Raw genomic sequence first — 26816 nt, 5'->3', positions numbered from 1 at the left:
TCACGCACCCTCCTGCTGGGCCGCAGCCTCGGCTTCGCCACCCGCAACCTTGAACTTGCCGGGCTTCGGAGCTTCCTTCGGCAGCGGCTTCTTGACGGCGTCGCGCACGCGGATCCAGCCGCCCTTGGAGCCGGGAACGGCGCCTTCGACGAGGATCAGGCCGCGCTCGACATCGAGCTGAACGACTCGAAGGTTGAGCGTGGTGATGCGGTCGACACCCATGTGGCCGGGCATCTTCTTGTTCTTCCAGGTCTTGCCGGGATCCTGACGACCACCGGTCGAACCGATCGAGCGGTGCGAGACCGACACACCGTGCGTGGCGCGCAGACCGCCGAAGTTCCAGCGCTTCATGCCGCCGGCGAAGCCCTTACCGACCGAGGTGCCGGTGACGTCGACGAACTGGCCGACGACGAAATGATCGGCCTGGATCTCGGCGCCGACCGGGATCATGGCGTCCGCGGTGACGCGGAACTCCTCGACCCGGCGCTTCGGCTCGACCTTGGCGACCGCGAACTGGCCGCGCTCCGCCTTGGGCATGTAAACGGTCTTGCGGCTGCCAGAACCGAGCTGGAGCGCGACGTAACCGTTCTTCTCTTCGGTGCGGTGGCCTACGACCTGGCAATTGCCGAGCTTCAGCACGGTCACGGGGATATGTTCGCCGGCCTCCGTGAAGACCCGCGTCATCCCGACCTTTTGTGCGATCACTCCGGAGCGCATCGGCTTGCTTCCTGTTCTTTCTGTCCGCTTACGCGAACGGGATCCAAAAATCTTAGAGCTTGATCTCGACGTCGACACCGGCGGCCAGATCGAGCTTCATCAAAGCATCGACGGTCTGCGGGGTCGGATCGACGATGTCGAGCAGGCGCTTGTGAGTGCGCATCTCGAACTGTTCGCGGCTCTTCTTGTCGACGTGGGGCGAACGGTTGACGGTGAACTTCTCGATGCGGGTGGGCAGCGGAATGGGTCCGCGGACCTGCGCGCCGGTGCGCTTCGCCGTGTTCACGATCTCGCGGGTCGACGTATCGAGGATACGATGGTCGAACGCCTTGAGACGGATACGAATGTTTTGGCCGTTCATTGCCGTGGTCTCTCTTCAGTGGGTGGCGAATAGCGAATAGCGAATGTCACCATTCGCTACTCGCCGGTCCCTATTCTCGTAATTACTCGATGATCGAGGCGACGACGCCGGCGCCGACGGTACGGCCGCCTTCGCGGATCGCGAAGCGGAGCTTCTCTTCCATCGCGATCGGCACGATCAGGTGCACTTCCATCGCGATGTTGTCGCCCGGCATCACCATCTCGGTGCCTTCCGGCAGATGCACGACACCGGTCACGTCAGTGGTGCGGAAGTAGAACTGCGGACGGTAGTTGGTGAAGAACGGGGTGTGACGACCGCCCTCTTCCTTGGTGAGGATGTAGGCCTCAGCCTTGAACTTGGTGTGCGGCTTGACCGAACCCGGCTTCGCCAGCACCTGACCGCGCTCGACGTCCTCGCGCTTGGTGCCGCGGAGCAGCGCACCGATGTTGTCGCCGGCCTGGCCCTGATCGAGCAGCTTGCGGAACATTTCGACGCCGGTGACGGTGGTCTTCTGGGTCGCACGCAGACCGACGATCTCGATTTCCTCGCCGACCTTGACGATGCCGCGCTCGACACGGCCGGTCACGACGGTGCCGCGGCCCGAGATCGAGAACACGTCTTCAACCGGCATCAGGAACGGCTGGTCGATCGGACGCTCCGGCTGCGGGATGTACTCGTCGACGTTGCGCATCAGCTCGAGGATGGCGTCGTGGCCGAGCTTCTTGTCCGAATCTTCGAGAGCGGCGAGCGCCGAGCCCTTGATGATCGGGATCTTGTCGCCCGGGAATTCGTACTTCGAGAGCAGCTCGCGGACTTCGAGCTCGACGAGCTCGAGCAGCTCCGGATCGTCGACCATGTCGCACTTGTTGAGGAACACGACGAGCGCGGGCACGCCGACCTGGCGGGCGAGCAGGATGTGCTCGCGGGTCTGCGGCATCGGGCCGTCAGCGGCCGACACGACCAGGATCGCACCGTCCATCTGGGCGGCGCCGGTGATCATGTTCTTCACGTAGTCGGCGTGGCCGGGGCAGTCGACGTGGGCGTAGTGGCGGTTCTTGGTCTCGTACTCGACGTGCGCGGTCGAGATCGTGATGCCGCGCGCCTTCTCTTCCGGCGCCTTGTCGATCTGGTCGTACGCGGTGAACGTCGCACCGCCGGTCTCGGCGAGGATCTTGGTGATCGCCGCGGTCAGCGACGTCTTGCCATGGTCGACGTGACCGATGGTGCCGATGTTGCAGTGCGGCTTGTTACGTTCAAACTTTGCTTTGGCCATTTGACTCTCCGTTCAATCGTCAGCTTGAGACCGACGACAATCAGGCAAACTTCTTTTGGACTTCTGCCGACACGTTGGCCGGCGCTTCTGCGTAGTGATCGAACTGCATGGTGAAGGTTGCGCGACCCTGGCTCATCGAGCGCAGGTTATTCACGTAACCGAACATGTTCATGAGCGGCACCATCGCGTTGATGACGTTGGCGTTGCCGCGCATGTCTTGACCCTGGATCTGACCGCGCCGGGAATTCAGGTCGCCGATGACCGAGCCGGTGTAGTCTTCCGGGGTCACCACTTCGACCTTCATGATCGGCTCGAGCAGGACGGACTTGCCCTTCTGCAGCGCTTCGCGGAATGCCGCGCGCGATGCGATTTCGAAGGCCAGCGCCGACGAGTCGACGTCGTGGTACTTGCCGTCGACGAGCTGAACCTTGACGTCGACCACGGGGAAGCCCGCGACGACACCAGAGCTCATCACGCTGTTGAGGCCCTTTTCGACACCGGGGATGTATTCCTTCGGAACCGCACCGCCGACGATCTTGGACTCGAACTCGTAGCCCTTGCCGGGCTCGTTCGGCTCGACCACGATCGACACTTCCGCGAACTGACCGGTACCGCCGGTCTGCTTCTTGTGGGTGTACTTGACCTCGGCCTTCTTGGTGACGCGCTCACGGAACGCAACCTGCGGCGCGCCGATGTTGGCGTCGACCTTGTAGGTGCGCTTGAGGATGTCGACCTTGATGTCGAGATGGAGCTCGCCCATGCCCTTGAGGATGGTCTGGCCGGACTCCTGGTCGGTCGACACGCGGAAGGACGGATCCTCCGCGGCGAGCTTGGCCAGCGCCACGCCCAGCTTTTCCTGGTCGGCCTTGGACTTCGGCTCGATCGCGATCTCGATGACCGGCTCGGGGAATTCCATCTTCTCCAGGATCACCTGCTTGTCGGGATCGCACAGCGTGTCACCGGTGCGCGCTTCCTTCAGGCCGGCCAGCGCGACGATGTCGCCGGCATAGGCTTCCTTGATGTCTTCGCGGTTGTTCGCATGCATCAGCAGCATGCGCCCGATGCGCTCCTTCTTCTCGCGGGTCGAGTTCACGACGCCGGTGCCGCTCTGGAGAACGCCGGAGTAGATGCGGCAGAAGGTGATGGTGCCGACGAACGGGTCGTCCATGATCTTGAACGCGAGCAGCGCGAGCGGCTCCTTGTCGTCGGCCTTGCGCACGACCTCGTTGCCGCGGTCGTCGGTGCCCTTGATCGCGGGCACGTCGATCGGCGACGGCAGGTAGTCGACGACGGCGTCGAGCAGCGGCTGCACGCCCTTGTTCTTGAAGGCCGAGCCGCACAGCACGGGATAGAACGCGCCGGTCAGCACCGCCTTGCGGATCAGCCGCTTCAGCGTCGCTTCGTCCGGCTCGTTGCCGTCGAGGAAGGCGGCCAATGCGTCGTCGTCGAGCTCGACGGCGGCTTCCACCATCTTCTCGCGGTATTCCTTGGCCTGCTCGACCATATCTTCCGGAATGTCGACATAGTCGAACTTCGCGCCGAGCGATTCATCGTTCCAGATGATGCCCTGCATCTTCACGAGGTCGACGAGACCCTTGAAGTTGTTCTCGGCACCGATCGGAAGCTGGATCGCAATCGGCTTGGCGCCGAGACGGTCGACGATGTCGGCCAGACACTTGAAGAAGTCGGCGCCGGTCTTGTCCATCTTATTGGCGAAGACGATGCGCGGAACCTTGTACTTGTCGCCCTGGCGCCAGACGGTCTCGGTCTGGGGCTCAACGCCCTGGTTCGAGTCGAGCACGCAGACGGCGCCGTCGAGCACGCGCAGCGAACGCTCGACTTCGATGGTGAAGTCGACGTGGCCGGGTGTGTCGATGATGTTCAGGCGCTTGCCGGCCCAGAACGCGGTGGTCGCAGCCGAGGTGATCGTGATGCCACGCTCCTGCTCCTGCTCCATCCAGTCCATCGTCGCGGCACCTTCGTGCACTTCGCCGATCTTGTGGCTCTTGCCGGTGTAATAGAGGATGCGCTCGGTGGTCGTGGTCTTGCCGGCATCGATATGCGCCATGATACCGAAATTGCGGTAGTTCTCTATGGCATGAACGCGAGGCATGGGCTGTTCCTTAGATTCCGTGTGTCGCCGTTACCAGCGATAGTGCGAGAAGGCACGGTTGGCTTCCGCCATCCGGTGCACGTCTTCACGCTTCTTGACGGCGTTGCCGCGGTTGTTCGAGGCGTCCAGCAGCTCAGCCGAAAGCCGCTCGGTCATCGTCTTCTCGTTGCGCTCGCGCGCGGCCGAGATCAGCCAGCGGATGCCCAGCGCCTGCCGGCGGGTGGAGCGAACTTCGACCGGAACCTGGTAGGTCGCGCCGCCGACGCGGCGGGAACGAACCTCGATCGTCGGCATGACGTTCTCAAGCGCCTGCTCGAACACGCCGAGCGGGTTCTGCTTGGTCTTGGTTTCGATGATGCCAAACGCACCGTAGACGATGCCTTCGGCGACCGACTTCTTGCCGGCGTACATCACCGAGTTCATGAACTTCGTGACGATGATGTTCCCGAACTTCGGATCCGGGAGAACTTCGCGCTTTTCCGCTGAGTGGCGACGAGACATTGAGCTGGTTCCCGCTTACTTCGGACGCTTGGCGCCGTACTTCGAACGACGCTGCTTACGGTTCTTGACGCCCTGGGTATCCAGAACGCCGCGGAGGATGTGATAGCGCACGCCGGGCAAGTCCTTGACGCGGCCGCCGCGGATCATGACCACCGAGTGCTCCTGGAGGTTATGGCCCTCACCCGGGATGTAGCCGATCACCTCGAAGCCGTTGGTCAGGCGCACCTTGGCGACCTTACGAAGCGCCGAGTTCGGCTTCTTCGGGGTCGTGGTGTAGACGCGGGTGCAAACACCACGCTTCTGCGGCGACTGCTGCAGCGCCGGCACCTTCTTGCGCGACTTCTGCACTTCACGCGGTTGAGCGATCAGCTGGTTGATCGTCGGCATCCTGGCCTTACCCTTTGTTCTGCCGCGGTCCCTTCCGGGTCCGCTGTCTTGGCGCGGCCCGTTGCCGGAACCGCAATTCTGTTCGGGCCACCCGCCCGACGAGGTCGCCCTGCACGGAACAATCCGCACAAAGCGAAATTGCGCCAACCGCTCCATCACCGAGCGGAAAGCGTTACGACGCCACAGAGGACCGCAGTTTCAGGCCAATCAGCATAAAGCTGCGGCCCGCGCACCGAGGTCATGCATCCGAATTCGACCTCAAGAGAACGAGCTCTAGAGACCTAAAATCGCACTGGCATTGCCTAGCTATGATCGACAGCGTTTGAGCGGCATTCGTCGAGGTTGGTGCCCGTCTTCAACGACCCCTGAGGGATCAACGGGTGGCCCGTTCCGACGTTGGCGATGCTCACCGCCTGTCGTTAAGTGAGGCGCTTTCTATAAGTGGGAATCGATCAAGTCAAGGCGAAACGACAGTCAGAAAGCGCTTCTCGCGCCTATGGAATTCGCTTGTTGACCGCCCTCGCCGCACTTCCACGATGTGGGAACGACGTGCCCATTCCGCTAGCCCTAGATCTATTTATACCCGGGCGATATATACTTTTATAACCCCGGCTAAGGCTTTTTTTCCTGTTGATGCGTCAAACTGCCGCCTTCGGCGGAGATTGGCCCCATGCGGTACACCGACATTGCCATTATCGGCGGGGGATTGTCCGGCTCGATCGCCGCCGCAATGCTCGGCCGCGCCGGCATTTCGACGGTGCTGATCGATCCGCATGAGAGCTATCCGCCGGACTTTCGAGTCGAAAAACTCAGCGGCCACGTCCAGGTCGAGCGATTCCTGAAGACCGGAATCGCAGAATCAGTGCTGCGCCGCGCGACCTTTGCCGGCGAGAACTGGATCGCCCGCTTCGGTCGCCTGCTCGACAAGGCGCCGAGCCGGCAGTTCAACATCCTCTACGATTCGCTGGTCAACGCCGTCCGCGACGAAATCCCTGTCAGCGTCGAGCGAATCTGCGCCAAGGCCTTGGCGGTCGAGACCAGTCCGGAGCGGCAGAAGATCACGCTCTCCAACGACGAGACGATATCGGCCCGCCTGGTCGTGCTGGCCAACGGCCTGAACGTTGGCCTGCGCCACCAGCTCGGCATCGCCCGCAAGGTCGTCAGCGCCTGCCATTCGATCTCGATCGGGTTCGACGTGGTGCCGGCGGGACGGAATTCGTTCGACTTCCCGGCGCTGACCTATTTCTCGGAGCGGCCGAGCGATTGCATCCCCTACATCACGCTGTTTCCGATCGGCACGCGGATGCGCGCCAATCTGTTCGTCTACCGCGGCTTCGACGATCCCTGGCTGCGCGAGCTGCGCCGTGCACCCGCTGAGACGCTGGACGCCGCCCTGCCCCGGCTCAAGCGCATCACCGGCGCCTTCGACATCCCCGGTGAGCTGAAGGTCCGCCCGGTCGATCTCTACGTGAACGACCCTCGCGGCCAGCCTGGAATCGTGCTGGTCGGAGATGCCTTCTCGACCTCCTGTCCCGTCGCCGGCACCGGCTGCGACAAGGTCTTCACCGACGTTGAACGGCTCTGCAACGTCTACATCCCGCAGTGGCTTTCCTCCGACGGGATGAATGCGGCCAAGATCGCCGGTTTCTACGCCGATCCGGTCAAGCAAGCCTGCGATGCGTGGGCCGCAGCGAAGGCGTTCGACTTCCGCTCAGTCTCGACCGCGACGAGCCCTTACTGGACCGCGCAGCGCTGGGCGCGCTTCATCGCCTGGTGGGCTCAGGGCCTGCTGCGGCCGCTCGGAGGCGCCTTCGATCTGGAGCCGAACGTCCTCGGTCACTCCTCCTCGTCGTCCTCATCATCCTCGAGGTCGTCTTCATCCTCGTCGTCACCGTCGCTGTCGTCATCGGCCTGAGCCACAGCGCCATGCGGCTGGTGGATCTGGTCGTTCCAGAGCTTGCGATAGGTGCCGTTCCTGGCGAGCAGCTCGGCATGCGACCCGCGCTCGATCGCCCTGCCCCCTGAAATCACGATGATCTCGTCCATCTCGACCACCGAGGTCAGGCGGTGGGTCGACCAGATCATGGTGCGGCCCTTGGCGACCTTGAGCAGCGTGCGGTTGATCGCAGCCTCCGTGGTCTGGTCCAGCGCCGAGGTGGCTTCGTCCAGCAGCAGCACGGACGGGTTGCGGATGATCGCGCGCGCGATCGCGATGCGCTGGCGCTGGCCGCCCGACAGTGTATCGCCGCGCTCGCCCACCGGCGTGTCGTAGCGCTGCGGCAGGCTCATGATGTAGCGATGGATCTCGGCCTTCTTGGCCGCCTCCTCCACCTCCGCGTCGGTCGCGCCCTCCTTGCCGAGCCGGATGTTCTCGCGGATCGACATGTTGAACAGCATGTTCTCCTGGAACACCACCGCCATGCTCCGGCGCAGCGAATCCAGCGTCACCTTGCGCACATCGACACCGTCGATGGTGACGCGGCCCTCGTCGGGCACGTAGAGCCGCAGGATCAGGTTGAGCAGCGTGCTCTTGCCGGAGCCTGAGGGGCCGACAATGGCGATGCTCTTGCCGACATTGAGCTTGAGGCTGAGATTGTCCAGCACCGGCGTCTGGCTGCCTTCGTACTGGAAGGTCACGCGGTCGAAGGTGATGTCGTGTGTAATGCGCGGCAGATCGGGCGCGCCGGCACGATCGGCCCCGCGCGTGGGCTCGTCGAGCAGCTCCTGGATGTGCCGGATCGCGGCGGCCGAGGAGATCGACACCGGGATGAAATGCATCACATGGGCGATGTTGTAGGAGACCTCCCAGAACGCGCTCTCGAAGGTGACGAAGGTGCCGATGGTGATCTGGCCCTTGGTCGCCAGGTACGCACCGATCGCGAGCACCACGAGATGCAGGAGCAGCACCGAGATGGTGACCGTCCGCTCCACCATGGTCGACAGGAACGCGGCTGAGGCGATCCTGTTGCGGGTCTCGTCGTTGCGGAAGCTGAAGAAGCCGAACATCCGGCGTTGCAGGCTGAACGCCTTGATGACGGCCTGTGCCGCCACATTCTCCTGCACCATGCCGAGCAGCGCGGATTCATTGAGCTTCTGCTCGTAATTGGCCTGCACCGCCTTCGGGGTGAGCATGCGCGGACCGATCAGCGTGATCGGAAACACCAGCAGCGCAACCACCGCGAGCTGCCAGTTCAGGAACACCATCAGGATGATGCCGGCGATCAACTCGAGGAACGGCAGCGCCGCGCTGTTGGCGAAGGTCTTGACCGAGCCTTCGAAGGCGGCGAGGTCGACGGAAAAACGCGACAGGATCTCGCCGCGCTTGGTGCGGCCGAAATAGGCGGCCGGCAGGTCCTGGACGTGCTCGAACAGGTGCTTGCGGACGTCGGAGATGATGCAGGCCGCGAGCCGCGCGTCCCAGCGCTCGTACCAGACCGCGACGATCGAGGTGAAGATGCCGGCGGCCGCGAGCACGCCGAGGATCTTGTACAGCGCCTGGAAATCCTCCTCGCCGAGCGCGTCGTCGATCAGGAACTTCAGGCTGAGCGGCATGATGACGTTGAACAGCGTCTCGACGACGACGCCGAACGCCACGAACGACAGCATCCGCTTGTAGTTGGTCAGATAGGGCTTGACGAAACCCACGATGGTCGCGAGCGCGCCGGCGGCCTCGCGCGCGGTAAAGACGACGAGGTCCTCGTCCTCATCGTCGTCATCGAGCTCCAGCTCGTCGTCCTCCTCGCCTTCGTCGTCCTCGTCGTCTTCGAGATCCGGCTTGGCGGTGGGGGCAAGCTTGTCGAGCTCGGCCGCCTCTTCCACGGCGAGCTTCTGTTTGTCTGGAGAAGGAGGCTTGGACGCCATGAAACCAACGAATGCTGACGGCCGGCATGACCGCAGAGAAAGCAGGAAATAGCGGAAACCGCTACTGCACTGATTCTATGCGATCAGAATGAATTCGGCAAAGCAATTGGCGAATCCGATCCTTGCGGCTAGTCGTCGTCCTCGTCTTCGACCTTGTCGAAGAAGGAATAGCGCAGGCTGTCGGCGTCGGCGTACCACTGGCCCGGCCCCTTGTTGGCGGCGAGCGTCGCCTCCCAGAGCGCATCGGTACAGTCCTTGCGGTGCATCGACAGGTCGAACCCGTTGCCAAAGAACAGTTCGGACCATTCCCACCAGGTGCCGAGCTTCTTGACCCCACGCAGGAGGTCGTAGCGGTCGATCACGGCCGAGGCCATGTCCGAGGTGATCGAGCCGAACACGACGCCGGTCTTGACCACGCGGTTGAGCTCGCGAATCGCGCGGACCACCTGCTTCGGGGAAATGTGGCAGAGGCTGGTCTCGAACACGAAGTCGAAGGCGCCGTCCTTGAACGGCATGTCGGTGATCGAGCCGAGCTTGTTGTACTTCTTCAACGCCTTCGGCGTTTTGGCGTGGATGGCGCGGTTGTTCTCGATGCCGTAGGCATCGATGCCGCGCTCGCGCAGCGCGCCGACCAATTCGCCGCTAGCCGAGCCCGCGACCAACAGCTTGGCGCCCTTGGCCTTGCCCCAGACGATGCTGATCAGCCTGGTGAGGTAATCGGGGTCGGTGAAGTGGCGCCACGCCTCGCTATAGGGGCCGAGGCCGCGATAATTCTCGAAATAGTCGCGATCGATCTTGTCGGAGAGCGGCTTGTCGTCCTGGGCGCGCTCGCGGCGCAGGCGCATCATCTCGGTCAGGATGATGTCGGTCGCCGCATCCGAGGAGTCCAGCAAGCCGTTCAGCGTCGAGTCGAACAGATAGTCGCCGACCACGACGATGCCGGGATGCTCCTTCGGCTCGGGCCGGTGATTGGTCATGACGTCGCGCACGGGCAGACCGCCGGGAATCGCGTTCACCGACGACAGCCAGCGGTGAATCTTGCCTTCCATGAAATGCGCACGCGCATCGCCGAGGGAAGCCGGCAGCGATTTCAGCGCGGCGTCGATCAGCTCCTGGTCCGAGAGATTGGCGAAGGCCAGCGCGTCGGAGCCGGGAATGAGCCAGTTCAACACGCCGTGCTTGCCGACGTCGTGGCGCGCGCCCTCGTTGTAGACGCAGCAGCCGCCGAAGGCTTCCGACATGAACCAGGCGCCGGCAATCTTGTCGCCCCAGAACGGAGAGTCGAACAGGATCGAGACGCGCAGGTAATGCGCGGGGCGGTCGAAATACGAGACGTGCTTGACCATCGACTTGCGGAGCTGCTCGCCTTCCCAGCCGACGGTGCCGAGCCAGGAATGCGGCAGGCAGACCAGCACGAGATCGAAGTCGCGCGTCTCCGGCCCCTTGCCGTTCATCATCTTGAGCTGGTAGCGGCCGGTCGGCGCCTTGCCGACGGCGAGCACGCGGTGATTGAGCTGGATGTCGGCATTGACCTCCGACTGGAGGCACTCGATCAGCTGCTCGTTGCCGTTCTGGATCGAATAGAGGCCGATATAGCCGTCGACGTCCATCAGGTAGTTCTTGAGCGCGTTGAGGCCGTTGGTGTTGTGGCTCTCGGTCGCGATGTCGGAGCGCGCCATCACCTTGAAGAAGCGCTTTGCGGTCTCGTCCTCGACCTCCTCGTCGAGCACCTGCTCGGCGGTCTTGTAGGCCCAGGGATTCTCGTTATCGTGCGCGCCGACGCCCTCGTAATATTCGATCGGCGACATCGCCTCGGCGCAGCGCTGGCGGAACGCCTCGATCGCGGCCGCGGTCTTGGCGCCATATTTGCGGCGCATGCCCGGCACGTCGTTCAGCAGCTCGCCGCCGAACTGCACTTGCTCGGCATCCATCGGAATGGTCTGAAGCCCGAAATGCTGGATCAGCTCGCGCAGCGGATCCGGCCCCGTCATCGAGTAGTCGTAGATCTCGGCAACGCCGGCCTCGTACATCGCCGGCGCGGAATCGAATTTGCGGGTGACGATCTTGCCGCCGAGCCGGTCGGATGCCTCGTAGATGGTGACGCGGCAGAGGTCGCCGAGCTTACGCTTCAGATACCAGGCGCTCATCAGCCCGCCGGGGCCGCCGCCTACGATTGCGAGATCAAGCATATGAGTTCCGTGGTCTCCGGCCCTGCCCCCGTCACGGGACCACCGGTCTAAACTCCCCTAGCAGAAGCGCTTTTACGCCTGAAGGAAAGATGAACAAAGGTTGATCCTGCATCGCAGCAAGCAAAGAAAGCAGCAAAAAGGCCGGCTTGCGCCGGCCTTTTCATTGTCCTCGGTATTCCTACGGATGAACCATCATTCCGCGGGCGGCAGCGCAGGAAGCTCCGCTTCCGGTGCGGGCGACACGACGGCCGCCTGCTTCTCGCGCTCGTCCAGGATCAGCTTGTCGCGCTTCATCGCGACTTCGCGGATCTTGGCCATGGAGGCGCCGGTGCCCGCCGGGATCAGCCGGCCGACGATGACGTTCTCCTTGAGGCCTTCGAGCGGATCGACCTTGCCGTTGACCGCCGCTTCCGTGAGGACGCGGGTGGTCTCCTGGAACGAGGCCGCCGAGAAGAAGGAGCGGGTCTGGAGGCTCGCCTTGGTGATGCCGAGCAGAACCGGCGTACCCGTGGCGATCTTCTTGCCCTCTTCCTTGGCCTTCTCGTTGAGCGCGTCGAACTCGATCTTGTCGACCTGCTCGCCGGAGATCATGTCCGTGTCGCCCTGGTCGGTGACTTCCACCTTCTGGAGCATCTGACGGACAATCACCTCGATGTGCTTGTCGTTGATGAGCACGCCCTGGAGCCGGTAGACCTCCTGGATCTCGTTGACCAGATAGGCCGCGAGTTCCTCGATGCCCTTGACCGCCAGGATGTCGTGCGGCGCCGGGTTGCCTTCCACGATGAAGTCGCCCTTTTCGACGACGTCGCCGTCCTGAAGGTGGATGTGCTTGCCCTTCGGGATCAGGTACTCGCGCGGCTCGTCGGTCTTGTCCATCGGCTCGATCGAGATGCGACGCTTGTTCTTGTAGTCGCGCCCGAACCGGATGGTGCCCGCGATTTCGGCGATGATCGCCGCATCCTTCGGACGCCGTGCCTCGAACAGTTCCGCCACCCGCGGCAGACCGCCGGTGATGTCACGCGTCTTGGCGCTTTCGGTCGAGACACGGGCGAGGATGTCGCCCGGATTGACCTTGGCTCCGACGTCGACCGAGAGAATGGCGTCGACCGACAGCATGTAGCGGGCATCGCCGCCACGGGCGAGCTTGAGCACCTTGCCGTCCTTGCCCTTGACCACGATGGCCGGACGCAGGTCCGAGCCGCCGCGGGTCGAGCGCCAGTCGATGACCACGCGCTTGGCGATACCGGTGGCTTCGTCGAGCGTTTCCGAGATCGACTGCCCCTCGACCAGATCCTCGAAGCCGATGGTACCTTCGACTTCGGTGAGCAGCGGACGGGTGTAGGGATCCCACTCGACGATGCGCTGGCCGCGCTTGACGGTGTCGCCCTCGTCGACGTGCAGGCGCGAGCCGTACTGGATACGGTGCGTCGCACGCTCGGTGCCGTCGGCATCGACGATCGCCACCACCATGTTGCGGACCATCGCGACCAGGTGACCTTCGCTGTTGCGGGCGATGGCCTTGTTCCGGATCACGATCTTGCCGTCGAAGTTGGATTCGACGAACGACTGCTCGTTGAGCTGCGCCGCACCACCGATGTGGAAGGTGCGCATGGTCAGCTGGGTGCCGGGCTCGCCGATCGACTGCGCCGCGATGACACCGACCGCTTCGCCGTGGTTGACCGGCGTGCCGCGGGCGAGGTCGCGGCCGTAGCACTTGCCGCAGATGCCGTTGACGAGCTCGCAGGTCAGCGCCGAGCGGATCTTCACCTCCTGCACACCACCCTGGTGGATGGCGTCCAGATGGCTCTCTTCCATCAGCGTACCGCGCTTGATGATCACCTTGCCCGAGCTGTCACGCACGTCTTCGCAGGCCGTGCGTCCGAGGATGCGCGAGCCGAGCGAAGCGACCACGGTGCCGGCATCGACGATGGCGCGCATCTTGATGCCGAGCTTGGTGCCGCAGTCGTCCTGCGTGATGATGCAGTCCTGCGCGACGTCGACGAGACGACGGGTCAGGTAGCCCGAGTTCGCGGTCTTCAACGCGGTGTCCGCGAGGCCCTTGCGGGCGCCGTGGGTCGAGTTGAAGTACTCGAGCACCGAGAGGCCTTCCTTGAAGTTCGAGATGATCGGCGTCTCGATGATCTCACCCGACGGCTTGGCCATCAGGCCGCGCATGCCGGCGAGCTGGCGCATCTGGGCCGGCGAACCGCGGGCGCCGGAGTGAGCCATCATGTAGATCGAGTTGATGTCGGCATCGGCTCCGCTCGCCGTCTTCTTGGTGGCGGAGATCTCCTTCATCATCGCCTTGGCGATTTCTTCCGTGGCCTTCGACCAGGCGTCGACGACCTTGTTGTACTTCTCGCCATGGGTGATCAGGCCGTCGTTGTACTGCTGCTCGAAGTCCTTCGCCAGCGTACGGGTGGTGTCGACGATCTTCCACTTGCCGTGCGGCACGACCATGTCGTCCTTGCCGAACGAGATGCCGGCCTTGAACGCGTTGTAGAAGCCGAGCGCCATGATGCGGTCGCAGAAGATCACGGTCTCCTTCTGGCCGCAGTGACGGTAGACCTGGTCGATGACGCCCGAGATCTCGCGCTTGGTCATCAGCTTGTTGATGATCTCGTACGAAATCCGCGGGTTCTTCGGCAGCAGGTTGCCGAGCATGACGCGGCCCGCAGTGGTCTCGATCCAGCGCGTCGAGACCTTGCCGGTCTCGTCCATGCCCTGCCACCGATACTTGATCTTGGTGTGGAGGTGGATGACCTTCGCGTGCAGCGCGTGCTCGAGCTCGGCCATGTCGCCGAAGATCTTGCCCTCGCCGGGCAGGCCTTCGCGCATGATCGAGACGTAGTAGAGACCGAGCACGATGTCCTGCGACGGCACGATGATCGGCTGGCCGTTCGCCGGATGCAGGATGTTGTTGGTCGACATCATCAGGACGCGCGCTTCCAGCTGCGCTTCGAGCGACAGCGGAACGTGCACGGCCATCTGGTCGCCGTCGAAGTCGGCGTTGAACGCGGCGCAGACCAGCGGATGCAGCTGGATCGCCTTGCCCTCGATCAGCACGGGCTCGAACGCCTGGATGCCGAGACGATGCAGCGTCGGCGCGCGGTTGAGCAGCACCGGATGCTCGCGGATCACCTCGTCCAGGATGTCCCAGACCTCGGGCCGCTCCTTCTCGACCAGCTTCTTGGCCTGCTTCACGGTGGTGGACAGGCCCTTGGCGTCAAGCCGCGAATAGATGAACGGCTTGAACAGCTCGAGCGCCATCTTCTTCGGCAGGCCGCACTGATGCAGGCGCAGCTCGGGACCGACCACGATCACCGAACGGCCCGAATAGTCGACGCGCTTGCCGAGCAGGTTCTGGCGGAAGCGGCCCTGCTTGCCCTTGAGCATGTCGGCGAGCGACTTCAGCGGGCGCTTGTTGGCACCCGTGATGACGCGGCCGCGGCGACCGTTGTCGAACAGGGCATCGACCGCTTCCTGAAGCATGCGCTTCTCGTTGCGGATGATGATGTCGGGCGCGCGCAGCTCCATCAGCCGCTTCAAGCGGTTGTTGCGGTTGATGACGCGGCGGTAGAGGTCGTTGAGGTCCGAGGTCGCGAAGCGGCCGCCGTCCAGCGGCACCAGCGGACGCAGGTCCGGCGGGATCACCGGGACCACGGTCATGATCATCCATTCCGGCTTGTTGCCGGAGTGGCGGAACGCTTCGACGATCTTCAGGCGCTTGGCGAGCTTCTTGTGCTTGATGTCGGAGTCGGTCTCCTGCATCTCGACGCGCAAGGTGGCCTCGAGCTTCTCGAGGTCCATGCCCTTGAGCAGCTCGCGGATCGCTTCCGCGCCGATCATGGCGGTGAAGGAATCCTGGCCGTACTCGTCCTGCGCCTTCAGATACTCGTCTTCCGACAGCAGCTGACGGTCCTTCAGCGCGGTGAGGCCCGGCTCCAGCACGACGTAGTATTCGAAATAGAGGATCCGCTCGAGATCCTTCAGCGTCATGTCGAGCAGGAGGCCGATGCGCGAGGGCAGCGACTTCAGGAACCAGATGTGGGCGACCGGGGCTGCGAGCTCGATATGGCCCATGCGCTCGCGCCGGACGCGCGACAGCGTGACCTCGACCGAGCACTTCTCGCAGATGATGCCCTTGTACTTCATGCGCTTGTACTTGCCGCACAAGCACTCGTAGTCCTTGATCGGCCCGAAGATGCGGGCGCAGAACAGGCCGTCGCGCTCGGGCTTGAAGGTACGGTAGTTGATGGTCTCCGGCTTCTTGATCTCGCCGTAGGACCAGGACAGAATCTTCTCTGGAGACGCGATCGAGATCCGGATCTGGTCGAAGACCTGAGCCGGAGTCGTCGGATTGAAGAGATTCATAATTTCTTGGTTCATCGTCTTCTCCTCGCGCGCCGGTCGCCTCCGGCGGCAAATTCGAAAATCACTCGAGCGGGGCGCCCTGCCCTCAAGGCCTCAGGAGGGGCGCCAATGCCCGGCCGAGACGGCCGGGCATGAATGGTCGAATTACTCGGCCGCTTCCGACGTCGGCGCCGGTCCCATCTTGGAGTTGTGCAGGTCGACGTTGAGGCCGAGCGAGCGCATTTCCTTGACCAGCACGTTGAACGATTCCGGAATACCGGCCTCGAACGTGTCGTCGCCGCGCACGATCGCCTCGTACACCTTGGTGCGGCCGGCGACGTCGTCCGACTTCACCGTCAGCATCTCCTGGAGCGTGTACGCCGCGCCGTAAGCCTCGAGCGCCCACACCTCCATTTCGCCGAAGCGCTGGCCGCCGAACTGCGCCTTGCCGCCCAGCGGCTGCTGGGTGACGAGCGAGTACGGACCGATCGAACGCGCATGGATCTTGTCGTCGACGAGATGGTGCAGCTTGAGCATGTAGATGTAGCCCACCGTCACCTTGCGATCGAACGGATCGCCGGTGCGGCCGTCATAGACGGTCGACTGACCCGAAGCGTCGAGACCGGCAAGCTTCAGCATCTCCTCGATGTCGGCTTCCTTGGCGCCGTCGAACACCGGCGTCGCGATCGGCACGCCGCGGCTCAGATTGTGGCCGAGCTCGATCAGTTCGTTGTCGTTGAGCGACTTGATCGTCTCGTCCTCGCCGTAGACCTTCTTCAAGGTTTCCTTCAGCGGCTTGATGTCCTGCTTCGACAGATAGGCATCGACGGTCTGGCCGATACGCTTGCCGAGGCCGGCGCAAGCCCAGCCGAGATGGGTCTCGAGGATCTGTCCGACGTTCATGCGCGAGGGCACGCCGAGCGGATTGAGCACGATGTCGGCATGCGTGCCGTCTTCGAGGAACGGCATGTCCTCGATCGGCACGATCTTCGACACCACGCCCTTGTTGCCGTGGCGGCCGGCCATCTTGTCGCCGGGCTGGATCTTGCGCTTCACCGCGACGAAGACCTTGACCATCTTCATCACGCCGGGCGGCAATTCATCACCGCGCTGAAGCTTCTCGACCTTGTCGAGGAAGCGCTGCTCGAGCCCCTTCTTCGACTCGTCATACTGCTTCCGCATGGCCTCGATCTCGGCCATCAGCTTGTCGTTGGGCGAGGCGAACAGCCACCACTGCGACTTCGGGTACTCCTCGAGCACCGCACGGGTGATCTTGGTGTCCTTCTTGAAGCCCTTCGGACCCGCAATGCCCTGCCGCCCCTCGAGGAGCTCGGCAAGACGGTTGTAGACGTTGCGGTCCAGGATCGCCTGCTCGTCGTCGCGGTCCTTGGCCAGACGCTCGATCTCTTCCCGCTCGATCGCCAGCGCACGCTCGTCCTTGTCAACGCCGTGGCGGTTGAACACGCGCACTTCCACGATCGTGCCCTGCACGCCCGGAGGAACGCGCAGCGAGGTGTCGCGAACGTCGGAGGCCTTCTCGCCGAAGATGGCGCGCAGGAGCTTTTCTTCCGGCGTCATCGGGCTTTCGCCCTTCGGCGTGATCTTGCCGACCAGGATGTCGCCGGCACGCACTTCCGCGCCGATGTAGACGATACCGGCTTCGTCGAGGTTCTTGAGCGCTTCTTCCGAGACGTTCGGAATGTCGCGGGTGATTTCCTCAGGCCCGAGCTTGGTGTCGCGGGCCATCACCTCGAATTCCTCGATGTGGATCGAGGTGAAGACGTCTTCCTTCACGATCCGCTCGGAGAGCAGGATCGAGTCTTCGAAGTTGTAGCCGTTCCACGGCATGAACGCGACCAGCACGTTGCGGCCGAGCGCGAGCTCGCCGAGATCGGTCGACGGACCGTCGGCGATGATGTCGCCCTTCTTGACGATGTCGCCGACCTTCACCAGCGGACGCTGGTTGATGCAGGTCGACTGGTTGGAGCGCTGGTACTTCATCAGCCGGTAGATATCGACGCCCGACTTGGTCGGATCGAGATCTTCGGTGGCGCGGATCACGACGCGGGTGGCGTCGATCTGGTCGATCACGCCCGAGCGGCGCGCCGCGATTGCGGCGCCCGAGTCACGGGCAACGACGCCTTCCATGCCGGTGCCGACGAACGGCGCCTCGGCGCGAACCAGCGGCACCGCCTGGCGCTGCATGTTCGAGCCCATCAGCGCGCGGTTGGCGTCGTCGTTCTCGAGGAACGGGATCAACGCCGCGGCGACCGAAACGAGCTGCTTCGGCGACACGTCCATGTAGTCGACCTTGTCCGGCGTCACCGGCAAGACTTCGCCGGCGTGACGGCACACCACGAGGTCTTCGGTGAAGCGGCCCTTCGGGTCGAGCGGCACGTTGGCCTGCGCGACCGTGTAACGGCCCTCCTCCATCGCCGAGAGGTACACGACCTCGTCGGTGACGCGGCCGTCCTTGACCTTGCGGTACGGCGTCTCGACGAAGCCGTATTTGTTCACGCGCGCGAAGGTCGCGAGCGAGTTGATCAGGCCGATGTTCGGACCTTCCGGCGTCTCGATCGGGCAGATGCGGCCGTAATGCGTCGGATGCACGTCGCGCACCTCGAAGCCGGCGCGCTCGCGGGTCAGACCGCCCGGTCCAAGCGCCGACAGGCGGCGCTTGTGGGTGATCTCCGACAGCGGGTTGGTCTGGTCCATGAACTGCGAGAGCTGCGAGGAGCCGAAGAACTCGCGCACCGCGGCAGCCGCGGGCTTCGCGTTGATCAGGTCCTGCGGCATGACCGTGTCGATGTCGACCGAGGACATGCGCTCCTTGATCGCGCGCTCCATGCGCAGCAGGCCGATGCGGTACTGGTTCTCCATGAGCTCGCCGACCGAACGCACGCGGCGGTTGCCGAGATGGTCGATGTCGTCGATCTCGCCCTTGCCGTCGCGAAGATCCACCAGTGTCTTGATGACGGAGAGGATGTCTTCCTTGCGCAGCGTGCGCTGGGTGTCGGGCGCATCGAGGTCGAGGCGCATGTTCATCTTGACGCGACCGACCGCGGAGAGGTCGTAGCGCTCGGCGTCGAAGAACAGCGACTGGAACATGGCCTGCGCCGAATCCAGCGTCGGCGGCTCGCCCGGGCGCATCACGCGGTAGATGTCGAACAGCGCGTCCTCGCGCGTCATGTTCTTGTCGGCCGAGAGCGTGTTGCGGATGTAGGCGCCGACATTGACGTGGTCGATGTCGAGCAGCGGCAGTTCCTTGTAGCCCTGCTCGTTGAGGGCCTTCATGTTCTTGTCGGTGATCTCCTCGCCGGCCTCGGCGTGGATCTCGCCGGTCTTGGGATTGACGAGATCCTCGGCGAGGTAGTTGCCGACGAGTTCCTCATCCGACAGACGCAGCGCCTTCAGCCCCTTCTCCTGGAGCTGGCGGGCGGCACGGACGGTGAGCTTCTTGCCGGCCTCGAGCACGACCTTGCCGGTATCGGCGTCGATCAGGTCGTTAATGGTCGAGTAGCCGCGGAAACGGTTGGCGTCGAACGGAACGCGCCAGCCTTCCTTGGTCCGCTTGTAGAGGATCTTCTTGTAGAACGTGGACAGGATCGCCTCGCCATCAAGGCCGAGCGCGAACATCAGCGACGTCACCGGAATCTTGCGGCGACGGTCGATACGCGCATAGACGATGTCCTTGGCGTCGAACTCGATGTCGAGCCAGGAGCCGCGATACGGGATCACGCGGGCGGCGAACAGCAGCTTGCCCGAGGAATGGGTCTTGCCCTTGTCGTGGTCGAAGAACACGCCGGGCGAACGATGCATCTGCGAGACGATGACGCGTTCGGTGCCGTTGACGATGAAGGTGCCGTTCATCGTCATGAGCGGGATGTCGCCCATGTAGACGTCCTGCTCCTTGATGTCCTTCACCGACTTGGCGCCGGTTTCCTCGTCGATATCGAACACGATGAGGCGCAGCGTCACCTTGAGGGGGGCCGCGAAGGTCATGCCGCGCTGGCGGCACTCGTCGACGTCATATTTCGGCTGCTCGAACTCGTAGCGGACGAATTCCAGCATCGAGGTGCCCGAGAAGTCGGAGATCGGGAACACCGAGCGGAACACCGCCTGCAGACCCTCGTCGAGACGGCCGCCCTGGGGTTCGTCGACCATCAGGAACTGATCATAGGACGCCTTCTGAACCTCGATGAGGTTCGGCATCTCGGCGACTTCCTTGATGTGTCCGAAGAACTTGCGAACGCGTTTGCGACCGGTGAATGTCTGCTGCGCCATCGTGGCCTCTCATTTCGTCGCCCGCTCTGGGCGCGCCGTCCAGGACGCAGCTGCCGCCGCTCCCCGGGTTGAATTTTTCGAACCCGTTTCGGGGACCGAAAATCCAGTTTCAGGCCGTCATGTCCTGAATCTGTTCTTCAGACCTTCAAAACGCAAAACGACGCGCGGGGCGCATAGGCACGCCCGCCCGTCTCAACGATTGTCTTCACGGACTGCAAAAGCCCGAAATAGCCTGCTCTCCCAACGGCTTACAGGGAAATCCGGAATCCCTGCCCACCGCGCTTTCGTGCTGTCGACCCGATATGGGGCGACAATAGTGCAGATTCGAGGGGTAAACCCTCCAATCCCCACACTTTTTCGTGTTCGGCCTGCGTCGGGACGTTCCGTCGCACGCCTTTTGCATCCGGCCCGCCCTCGCAAGGGTGGACCAAGACCCCGGGCCTCGCTTGACGCTCGCCCGGGATCTCGTGCCAGCAAGCTTGCGCTTACTTGAGCTCGACCTTCGCGCCAGCCTTCTCGAGCTGGGCCTTGATCTTGTCGGCTTCTTCCTTGTTCACGCCTTCCTTGACCGGCTTCGGAGCACCCTCGACGAGGTCCTTTGCTTCCTTCAGGCCGAGACCGGTGATGGCGCGGACTTCCTTGATGACCTCGATCTTCTTGTCGCCGGCGCTGGCGAGAACGACCGTGAACTCGGTCTTCTCTTCCGCCGGAGCGGCGGCAGCGCCACCACCAGCCGGGCCGGCCACGGCGACAGCCGCGGCAGCCGAAACGCCCCACTTCTCTTCGAGGAGCTTCGCGAGTTCGGCAGCTTCGAGCACGGTGAGGCTCGAGAGGTCGTCAACGATCTTCTGCAAGTCAGCCATTGTTCAGTTTCCTTACGTGTAAGTCTGGTTCGGGTTTGAGTTTTGCGAAGGGCGTCAGGCCGCTTCGCCCTTTGAGGCATGAGCCTGGATGACACGCGCGAGCTTGCCCGCGGGCGCGTTGGCGAGCTGAGCGAGCTTGGTCGCCGGGGCCACAAGCAGGCCGACGATCTTGCCGCGCAGTTCATCAAGCGACGGCAGCGAGGCAAGCGCCTTCACGCCGTCGACATTCAGGACGGTCTTCCCCATCGAGCCGCCGACGATGACGAACTTTTCGTTCGCCTTGGCGAATTCGATGGCGACCTTTGGCGCCGCTACCGGATCGTTCGAAGTGGCGATCACGGTCGGTCCCCTCAGCATGGGGCCGATGGCAACGACGTCAGTGCCTTCAAGAGCAATTTTGGCGAGACGGTTCTTCGAGACCTTCACCGAGGCACCCGCCTGCTTCATCTGCTGGCGCAGCTTCTGCATCTGGGCGACGGTGAGGCCGGAATATTGAGCAACGACCGCGACGCTCGTGGTCTTGAAGACCCCATTGAGCTGTTCGACCGCTTCTTTTTTTGCCGCTCGTTCCACAGCAAGCTCTTTCCGGTTGGCGGTCATCGCGAAAGCGGGACCGCCGGGTTGCACCCATCGTCCCGCCCAAACCTGAACCTCAGGGGGCAAACCCTTCGGACACGCCGGGCAAGACGACAATTCAAAGCCTGCCCTCCGGGAGCCCGTTAGAGCCCACGGCGTGTCGAGGTCCGAACCAGACCCGTTCCGCAAGCCAGCCCTTAAAGCTGGGTGCGAAGTGAAATCCGGTCTTCACCCGTCTATGCAGGCCATGCGATTAAGCCGTTGAGAAATCGAAATTTCCCGCGGGCGCCTGCAGTCTTGGACAGGACAAGGTCAGCCGGCGAACCGCCTGACCTCTGCCCGCATTCCACCAACCGACGGTTTTCCTTCCTTTTCCGGCAAATCCTCGCGGACGTCCTGAAAAGGAATGATCTCCTGTCGTGTCGGGTTTTCGGAATGCGTGCACGAACGCGCCAGCCTAGGCCGGCACGTCCGGAGGCGGTTCTTTAACCGCTCCGGGCCGGCTTGCCAAGAGCAAAATTCACACCAGTTCCAATCCGTTGCCGCAGGCGCTTGACCCGGGCTGACAAGGACCGATTCAGGCCGATTTGACCCCATAAGGCAGCCGCTTGCCCTCGAAAAACGCGCCGAGGTTCGCCAGCACGCAATTCTGCATGGCGACGTGCGATTCCAGGGTGTGGCCGCCGAGATGCGGGGCGAACACCACGTTGGGGAGCGCGGTCAGGGCGTCGGGGGCGTGCGGTTCCTTCTCGAAGACGTCGAGGCCGGCGCCGGCGATGGTCTTGTCGGTCAGGGCGGCTACCAGGGCCTTCTCGTCGACGACCGACCCGCGGGAGATGTTGACGACATAGCCGTCCGCGCCGAGGCGCCCCAGGATATCGGCATTGACGACGTGCTGGGTCTCGTCCCCTGCCCGGACCGCGATCATCAGCACGCTGCACCAGTCGGCGAGCGCCTCCAGCGTCGGGAAATATTGATAGGGAAGATCGTACTTGGTGCGGCTGAAATAGCCGATTTCGCTCTCGAAGGCGGCGCAGCGCGCGGCGATCTTGCGGCCGATCTCGCCCATGCCGTAGACGCCGATCCGGCGGCCGGGCATGCCGGCCTGCGGGCGCATCATCGGCGAGGGCTTTGACGCGGCCCAATCGCCACTGCGGACATACTGGTCGGCGACCACGATCCGCCGCGTCGTCGCCAGCATCAGGGTCATCGCGATGTCGGCAACCGAGGCCGCATTGGCGCCGGGGCTGTGGCCGACCGCGATGTTGCGCGCGGCGGCCGCCTTCAGGTCTATGCCGTCATAGCCGGTGCCGTAGCAGACGATGGCGCCGAGTTTCGGAAACAGGTCCATCGCTTCGGCCCCGAGCGGGGTGCCGCCCGCAGTGAGCATCGCGCGAATGCCGCCGAGCTCGTCCGCCGAAAACACCTCCCGCGCGGGCTTGCCACCGGTGTCGAGCAGCTCGAACCGCTCGGCGAAGCGCGCCATCATCGTCTTGGGGAAGCGCGAGTAGATCAGGACCTTGTCAGCCATTGTTCTTGTTTCCGGTGAACGCCGCCACAAACGAAGAGGGGCGGAATCGGTTGCCCAATTCCGCCCCTCGCCTCATGCAATTTCCAAACCTCTGGCCGAGGCAAACCTTAGCCGAGAATGGTGCCCGGCTCGACCTTCACGCCGGGGCCCATCGTCGAGGACACCGCAACGCGCTGGATGTAGGTACCCTTGGAACCGGCCGGCTTCGCCTTCGAGACAGCGTCGGCCAGGGCCTTGATGTTCTCGACCAGCTTCTCCTCGGAGAACGAGGCCTTGCCGACGCCGGCCTGCAGGATGCCGGCCTTCTCGACGCGGAACTCGACCGAGCCGCCCTTGGCACCCTTCACGGCACCGGTGACGTCCATGGTCACGGTACCGATCTTCGGGTTCGGCATCAGGCCGCGCGGGCCCAGCACCTTACCGAGACGGCCGACCAGCGGCATCATGTCGGGGGTGGCGATGCAGCGGTCGAAATCGATCGAGCCGTTCTGCACCTTCTCGACCAGGTCTTCGGCGCCGACAACGTCGGCGCCCGCAGCCTTGGCCTCGTCGGCCTTGGCGCCACGGGCGAACACGCCGACGCGGAGCGTACGGCCGGTGCCGTTCGGCAGGGTCACGACGCCACGGACCATCTGGTCGGCGTGACGGGGATCGACGCCGAGATTGATCGCGACCTCGATGGTCTCGTCGAACTTCGCTTTCGCGCGTTCCTTGACCATCTTGATGGCTTCCGCGAGCGGGTAAAGCTTTTCGCGGTCAACACCTTCGCGGGCTTTGTTCAAACGCTTTCCGATTGCCATGACCGCTTACCCCGCCACTTCCAGACCCATCGAACGGGCAGAGCCCTCGACCATCTTCATGGCCGATTCGATGGTGTCGCAATTCAGGTCCTTCATCTTCTTCTCGGCGATCTCGCGCACCTGCGCCTTGGTCACCTTGCCGGCCTTGTCGCGGCCCGGCGCCTTCGAGCCGGACTGGATCTTGGCGGCCTGCTTGAGGAAGTAGGACATCGGCGGCGTCTTCATCTCGAAGGTGAAGGAACGGTCCGCATAGATGGTGATGATCACCGGGATCGGGGTGTTCTTCTCTTCCTTCTGGGTCTGGGCGTTGAACGCCTTGCAGAACTCCATGATGTTGAGACCGCGCTGACCAAGCGCGGGACCGATCGGGGGCGAAGGATTCGCCGCACCGGCCGGGACCTGAAGCTTCAGGTATCCGGTCACTTTCTTTGCCATGTATCACTCCTGTTGTGCCGGACAGGCCGGCGGTTTCAGGTTCGTGGTCTGGGTCGGATGCGGCTGGCAACCGCCCTCTCCCTCCCACGGCCTCTCTTTGCGCGAAGCTTTTCGGCTTCACGCGCGACCCGGTCAGACCTTCTCGACCTGACCGAATTCCAGCTCGACCGGCGTGGCGCGGCCGAAGATCGACACCGCGACCTTCACGCGCGAGCGCGCCTCGTCGATTTCCTCGACCACACCGGAGAACGAGGCGAACGGGCCATCGGCCACGCGCACGTTCTCGCCGATCTCGAACGACACCGACGCCTTCGGCCGTTCCACGCCCTCCTGCACCTGGTGCAGGATGCGCATGGCCTCGGCTTCCGAGATCGGCATCGGCTTGTTTTCCGCGCCGAGGAAGCCGGTCACCTTCGGCGTGTTCTTGATCAGATGGAACGCCTCGTCGGTCAGCTTCATCTTCACCAGCACGTAGCCGGGGAAGAACTTGCGCTCGGCGTCGATCTTGCGGCCGCGGCGCACTTCCGTGACCTTCTCGGTCGGAACCAGCACCAGCTCGAACAGTTCCTCGAGCCCGCGCTGCTTGGCCTGCTCGCGGATCGATTCGGCGACCTTCTTCTCGAAGTTCGAATAGGCGTGGACGATGTACCAGCGCTTGTCGGACAATTGAGCGGTTGCTGTAGCCATCAGTGAATGCCCAAGAGGAAGGTGATGAGGTAACGGATGATCTGGTCGGCGGCGAAGAAGAAGATCGAGGCCACGGCGACCATGACGAACACCATGATGGTGGTGATCGTTGTCTCGCGACGGGTCGGCCACGTGACCTTGGCGGTCTCCGAGCGCACTTCCTGCAAGAACTTGAACGGGCTGACTGCCATCGTTTGATGTCCAACGTCCGTCGACAGACGCGAATGAATTTCAGGGATCCGAACAGCCGCCGTTGGCCCAGCCCTCTGTCTCGAAGGATGAGCCGGAAACCGGGCTCGATTGTTCGGGGATTTCAAAGCCGCGCCGGAGATCCGCGTCTAACGGGCCGGCTGCAGGTGGCGGGTATCTACTGCGAACGGGGCCAAACGTCAAGGTAGCGGCTCATCCGCCCGGCGTCCCCTCGCCCCCGCAGGCCTACGGCAGAGCCCATGCGAATCAACGGTTTACCGGGCCGGGCCGAGCAGCCTTCCGACGCTCGAACCGGCCTGACCGCCCGCCTCGCGCTGACGGCGGCCCCAGACCAGCGTCAATCGGCCCGCTCGACCATGGAAATGCCCGGCAACGGCACCACGAACTTTCCGCCGTCCGCGAAATAACCGGCATGCTTGGCCCGGATCGGGTCGACGTAGCGCCAGGCGAACACGACGACGAACGCCGGCTTGCGGTCGTAAAGGGCGGCGGGCGGCAGGATCGGGATGTCGTAGCCGGGGCCGGCCATCACGTTCCCCTTCTTGGGGTCGTCGTCCACCAGGAAGTCGATCTTGCCCTCCAGGCCGAACTGCGGCAGCAGGGTCGTGGTGCCGACGGAGACGCCATAGCCGGCGACGAGTTGACCGCGTGCGTGGGCGGCATCGGCCATCGCGACCAACTCGTCGCGAATGGCAGCGATCCGCTTCACGTAGGGCGCATAATAGGCCGGCTGATCGACGCCGAGCCGGTCTTCCTCGGCGATGAACCGCGCGACCTCCGCCGACGGTTTCTTCGCGCCGCCGGCGCGCTGCACCGTCACGCGGATCGATCCGCCCTTGGTCCAGATGTGCTGGACGTCGATCACTTCCATCCCGAGCCGCGCGAAGAAGCGCGTCAGCGGCTTGATGTTAAAATACGACAGATGCTCGTGATAGACGGTGTCGAGCAGGTTCTTCTCGGTGACGTCGACGCCGTATTGCGTTTCGAAGACGAACAACCCGTCCGGCGCAAGCACGTCGCGAACCCCGATCACCAGCGGATCGAGATTGTCGACATTGGCAATCATGTTGTTGGCGATCACGACGCTCGCCGCACCGTGGCTTTTCAGGATGCGGTGCCCGACGGCGTCAGTGAAGAAATCGCCGATGGTTTCGATGCCCGCCTCGGTCGCGCGCCGCGCGATGTCGACGGCGGGATCAACGCCTAGCACCCGCATGCCACGCTCCTTGAAGAAGCCGAGCAGCGATCCGTCGTTGCTGCCGAGCTCGACCACCAGCGATCCCGGCGCGATTCCGAAGCGGCTGACGACGTCGCTGGCATAGCCTTCGAAATGCTGCCGCAGGCCGAGCGAGAGCGAGGTGGTGTAGACGTAGTTGCGGTACTGGATCTCCGGATTGCCGACATGGAGAATCTGGAGGTGGCCGCAGTCCCTGCACAGATGCAGCGCCATCGGCACCGCGGCCCTGAAGACCGGATCGTCGACGCTCGCGTCGGGCACCTGGAAGTTCGGTGTGCCAATGGGCATGCCGGCCATCGGGACGACAAGCTCTTGCTTGTCCGAATGACAGAGGCGGCAGGTATGACGGACGTAGAACAGGTTTTTCATCGTGGAACCAGAAAACGGAGAGATGCGCGCGGATGGGGCAATCCCACCCTGTGAAGATTAGGTCGACGG

19 protein-coding genes are annotated in these 26816 nt (G+C 63.5%); 1 reads left to right on the top strand and 18 read right to left on the bottom strand.

The window, feature by feature from the left end; translation table 11 throughout:
* The 6 genes from rplC to rpsL all read right to left on the bottom strand — a co-directional run bounded on the left by rplC (position 1) and on the right by rpsL (position 5352).
* The gene (gene rplC / locus A3M7_RS0141550; RefSeq protein WP_027549196.1) at positions 1 to 717 is read right to left on the bottom strand and encodes a 50S ribosomal protein L3; all 717 of its coding nucleotides are present in this window, start codon (positions 715 to 717) and stop codon (positions 1 to 3) included.
* Between the two features lie 52 nt (positions 718 to 769).
* Complete coding sequence (gene rpsJ / locus A3M7_RS0141545) at positions 770 to 1078, bottom strand: 30S ribosomal protein S10 (RefSeq protein ID WP_002712302.1); 309 nt, start codon at positions 1076 to 1078, stop codon at positions 770 to 772.
* 82 nt (positions 1079 to 1160) lie between these two features.
* Complete coding sequence (gene tuf, locus A3M7_RS0141540; RefSeq protein WP_011088152.1) at positions 1161 to 2351, bottom strand: elongation factor Tu; 1191 nt, start codon at positions 2349 to 2351, stop codon at positions 1161 to 1163.
* Between the two features lie 40 nt (positions 2352 to 2391).
* Complete coding sequence (gene fusA, locus A3M7_RS0141535) at positions 2392 to 4464, bottom strand: elongation factor G (RefSeq protein ID WP_027549195.1); 2073 nt, start codon at positions 4462 to 4464, stop codon at positions 2392 to 2394.
* A 30-nt stretch (positions 4465 to 4494) separates the two neighbouring features.
* Positions 4495 to 4965 (bottom strand): 30S ribosomal protein S7, encoded by a 471-nt coding sequence (gene rpsG / locus A3M7_RS0141530; RefSeq protein ID WP_027520967.1) that lies wholly within the window; start codon positions 4963 to 4965, stop codon positions 4495 to 4497.
* Positions 4966 to 4980: 15 nt separating this feature from the next.
* On the bottom strand, positions 4981 to 5352 hold the full coding sequence (gene rpsL / locus A3M7_RS0141525) for a 30S ribosomal protein S12 (RefSeq protein ID WP_007603006.1): 372 nt from the start codon (positions 5350 to 5352) through the stop codon (positions 4981 to 4983).
* A 670-nt stretch (positions 5353 to 6022) separates the two neighbouring features.
* Between rpsL and A3M7_RS0141520 the strand changes: the two genes are divergently transcribed.
* Entirely contained in the window at positions 6023 to 7267 is a 1245-nt protein-coding gene (locus A3M7_RS0141520; protein ID WP_027549194.1) for an NAD(P)/FAD-dependent oxidoreductase, read from the top strand.
* Here A3M7_RS0141520 and A3M7_RS0141515 read toward each other — a convergent pair.
* The 12 genes from A3M7_RS0141515 to A3M7_RS0141460 form a co-directional block, all read right to left on the bottom strand.
* Positions 7189 to 9213, bottom strand: coding sequence for an ABC transporter ATP-binding protein (locus A3M7_RS0141515; RefSeq protein WP_027549193.1), 2025 nt, complete (start codon positions 9211 to 9213; stop codon positions 7189 to 7191). The genes A3M7_RS0141520 and A3M7_RS0141515 overlap by 79 nt on opposite strands.
* 128 nt (positions 9214 to 9341) lie before the next feature.
* On the bottom strand, positions 9342 to 11402 hold the full coding sequence (locus A3M7_RS0141510; RefSeq protein ID WP_027549192.1) for an FAD-dependent oxidoreductase: 2061 nt from the start codon (positions 11400 to 11402) through the stop codon (positions 9342 to 9344).
* Between the two features lie 192 nt (positions 11403 to 11594).
* On the bottom strand, positions 11595 to 15791 hold the full coding sequence (rpoC, locus tag A3M7_RS0141505) for a DNA-directed RNA polymerase subunit beta' (protein ID WP_027549191.1): 4197 nt from the start codon (positions 15789 to 15791) through the stop codon (positions 11595 to 11597).
* 129 nt (positions 15792 to 15920) lie between these two features.
* Complete coding sequence (gene rpoB, locus A3M7_RS0141500; protein ID WP_011088159.1) at positions 15921 to 20039, bottom strand: DNA-directed RNA polymerase subunit beta; 4119 nt, start codon at positions 20037 to 20039, stop codon at positions 15921 to 15923.
* A 485-nt stretch (positions 20040 to 20524) separates the two neighbouring features.
* A complete protein-coding gene (rplL, locus tag A3M7_RS0141495) occupies positions 20525 to 20902 on the bottom strand; it encodes a 50S ribosomal protein L7/L12 (RefSeq protein ID WP_027549190.1) in 378 nt (125 codons plus the stop codon).
* Between the two features lie 54 nt (positions 20903 to 20956).
* Positions 20957 to 21475: a 50S ribosomal protein L10 gene (gene rplJ, locus A3M7_RS0141490; RefSeq protein WP_027549189.1), complete on the bottom strand. Its 519-nt coding sequence runs from the start codon at positions 21473 to 21475 to the stop codon at positions 20957 to 20959.
* A gap of 580 nt (positions 21476 to 22055) precedes the next feature.
* Positions 22056 to 23009 carry a 2-hydroxyacid dehydrogenase gene (locus A3M7_RS0141485; RefSeq protein WP_027549188.1) on the bottom strand — a complete coding sequence of 318 codons (954 nt, stop codon included), beginning with the start codon at positions 23007 to 23009 and terminating at the stop codon, positions 22056 to 22058.
* 107 nt (positions 23010 to 23116) lie between these two features.
* Complete coding sequence (gene rplA, locus A3M7_RS0141480) at positions 23117 to 23809, bottom strand: 50S ribosomal protein L1 (protein WP_011088163.1); 693 nt, start codon at positions 23807 to 23809, stop codon at positions 23117 to 23119.
* A 6-nt stretch (positions 23810 to 23815) separates the two neighbouring features.
* Complete coding sequence (rplK, locus tag A3M7_RS0141475) at positions 23816 to 24244, bottom strand: 50S ribosomal protein L11 (RefSeq protein WP_011088164.1); 429 nt, start codon at positions 24242 to 24244, stop codon at positions 23816 to 23818.
* A 132-nt stretch (positions 24245 to 24376) separates the two neighbouring features.
* Complete coding sequence (gene nusG, locus A3M7_RS0141470) at positions 24377 to 24931, bottom strand: transcription termination/antitermination protein NusG (protein ID WP_007602985.1); 555 nt, start codon at positions 24929 to 24931, stop codon at positions 24377 to 24379.
* On the bottom strand, positions 24931 to 25122 hold the full coding sequence (gene secE / locus A3M7_RS0141465) for a preprotein translocase subunit SecE (protein ID WP_007611620.1): 192 nt from the start codon (positions 25120 to 25122) through the stop codon (positions 24931 to 24933). Before secE ends, nusG begins: the two co-directional genes overlap by 1 nt.
* 356 nt (positions 25123 to 25478) lie before the next feature.
* Positions 25479 to 26747: a class I SAM-dependent methyltransferase gene (locus A3M7_RS0141460; RefSeq protein WP_027549186.1), complete on the bottom strand. Its 1269-nt coding sequence runs from the start codon at positions 26745 to 26747 to the stop codon at positions 25479 to 25481.
* Positions 26748 to 26816: the final 69 nt, after the last annotated feature.

This window comes from Bradyrhizobium sp. WSM2254, assembly GCF_000472645.1.
In the GTDB taxonomy this organism is placed as follows: domain Bacteria; phylum Pseudomonadota; class Alphaproteobacteria; order Rhizobiales; family Xanthobacteraceae; genus Bradyrhizobium; species Bradyrhizobium niftali.
This window is presented reverse-complemented; position numbering and strand designations above follow the sequence as displayed.

Coding starts and splice junctions, on each gene's coding strand:
- rplC (WP_027549196.1), bottom strand. CDS start 717: ATGCGCTCCGGAGTGATCGCACAAAAGGTCGGGATGACGCGGGTCTTC.
- rpsJ (WP_002712302.1), bottom strand. CDS start 1,078: ATGAACGGCCAAAACATTCGTATCCGTCTCAAGGCGTTCGACCATCGT.
- tuf (WP_011088152.1), bottom strand. CDS start 2,351: ATGGCCAAAGCAAAGTTTGAACGTAACAAGCCGCACTGCAACATCGGC.
- fusA (WP_027549195.1), bottom strand. CDS start 4,464: ATGCCTCGCGTTCATGCCATAGAGAACTACCGCAATTTCGGTATCATG.
- rpsG (WP_027520967.1), bottom strand. CDS start 4,965: ATGTCTCGTCGCCACTCAGCGGAAAAGCGCGAAGTTCTCCCGGATCCG.
- rpsL (WP_007603006.1), bottom strand. CDS start 5,352: ATGCCGACGATCAACCAGCTGATCGCTCAACCGCGTGAAGTGCAGAAG.
- A3M7_RS0141520 (WP_027549194.1), top strand. CDS start 6,023: ATGCGGTACACCGACATTGCCATTATCGGCGGGGGATTGTCCGGCTCG.
- A3M7_RS0141515 (WP_027549193.1), bottom strand. CDS start 9,213: ATGGCGTCCAAGCCTCCTTCTCCAGACAAACAGAAGCTCGCCGTGGAA.
- A3M7_RS0141510 (WP_027549192.1), bottom strand. CDS start 11,402: ATGCTTGATCTCGCAATCGTAGGCGGCGGCCCCGGCGGGCTGATGAGC.
- rpoC (WP_027549191.1), bottom strand. CDS start 15,791: ATGAACCAAGAAATTATGAATCTCTTCAATCCGACGACTCCGGCTCAG.
- rpoB (WP_011088159.1), bottom strand. CDS start 20,039: ATGGCGCAGCAGACATTCACCGGTCGCAAACGCGTTCGCAAGTTCTTC.
- rplL (WP_027549190.1), bottom strand. CDS start 20,902: ATGGCTGACTTGCAGAAGATCGTTGACGACCTCTCGAGCCTCACCGTG.
- A3M7_RS0141485 (WP_027549188.1), bottom strand. CDS start 23,009: ATGGCTGACAAGGTCCTGATCTACTCGCGCTTCCCCAAGACGATGATG.
- rplA (WP_011088163.1), bottom strand. CDS start 23,809: ATGGCAATCGGAAAGCGTTTGAACAAAGCCCGCGAAGGTGTTGACCGC.
- rplK (WP_011088164.1), bottom strand. CDS start 24,244: ATGGCAAAGAAAGTGACCGGATACCTGAAGCTTCAGGTCCCGGCCGGT.
- nusG (WP_007602985.1), bottom strand. CDS start 24,931: ATGGCTACAGCAACCGCTCAATTGTCCGACAAGCGCTGGTACATCGTC.
- secE (WP_007611620.1), bottom strand. CDS start 25,122: ATGGCAGTCAGCCCGTTCAAGTTCTTGCAGGAAGTGCGCTCGGAGACC.
- A3M7_RS0141460 (WP_027549186.1), bottom strand. CDS start 26,747: ATGAAAAACCTGTTCTACGTCCGTCATACCTGCCGCCTCTGTCATTCG.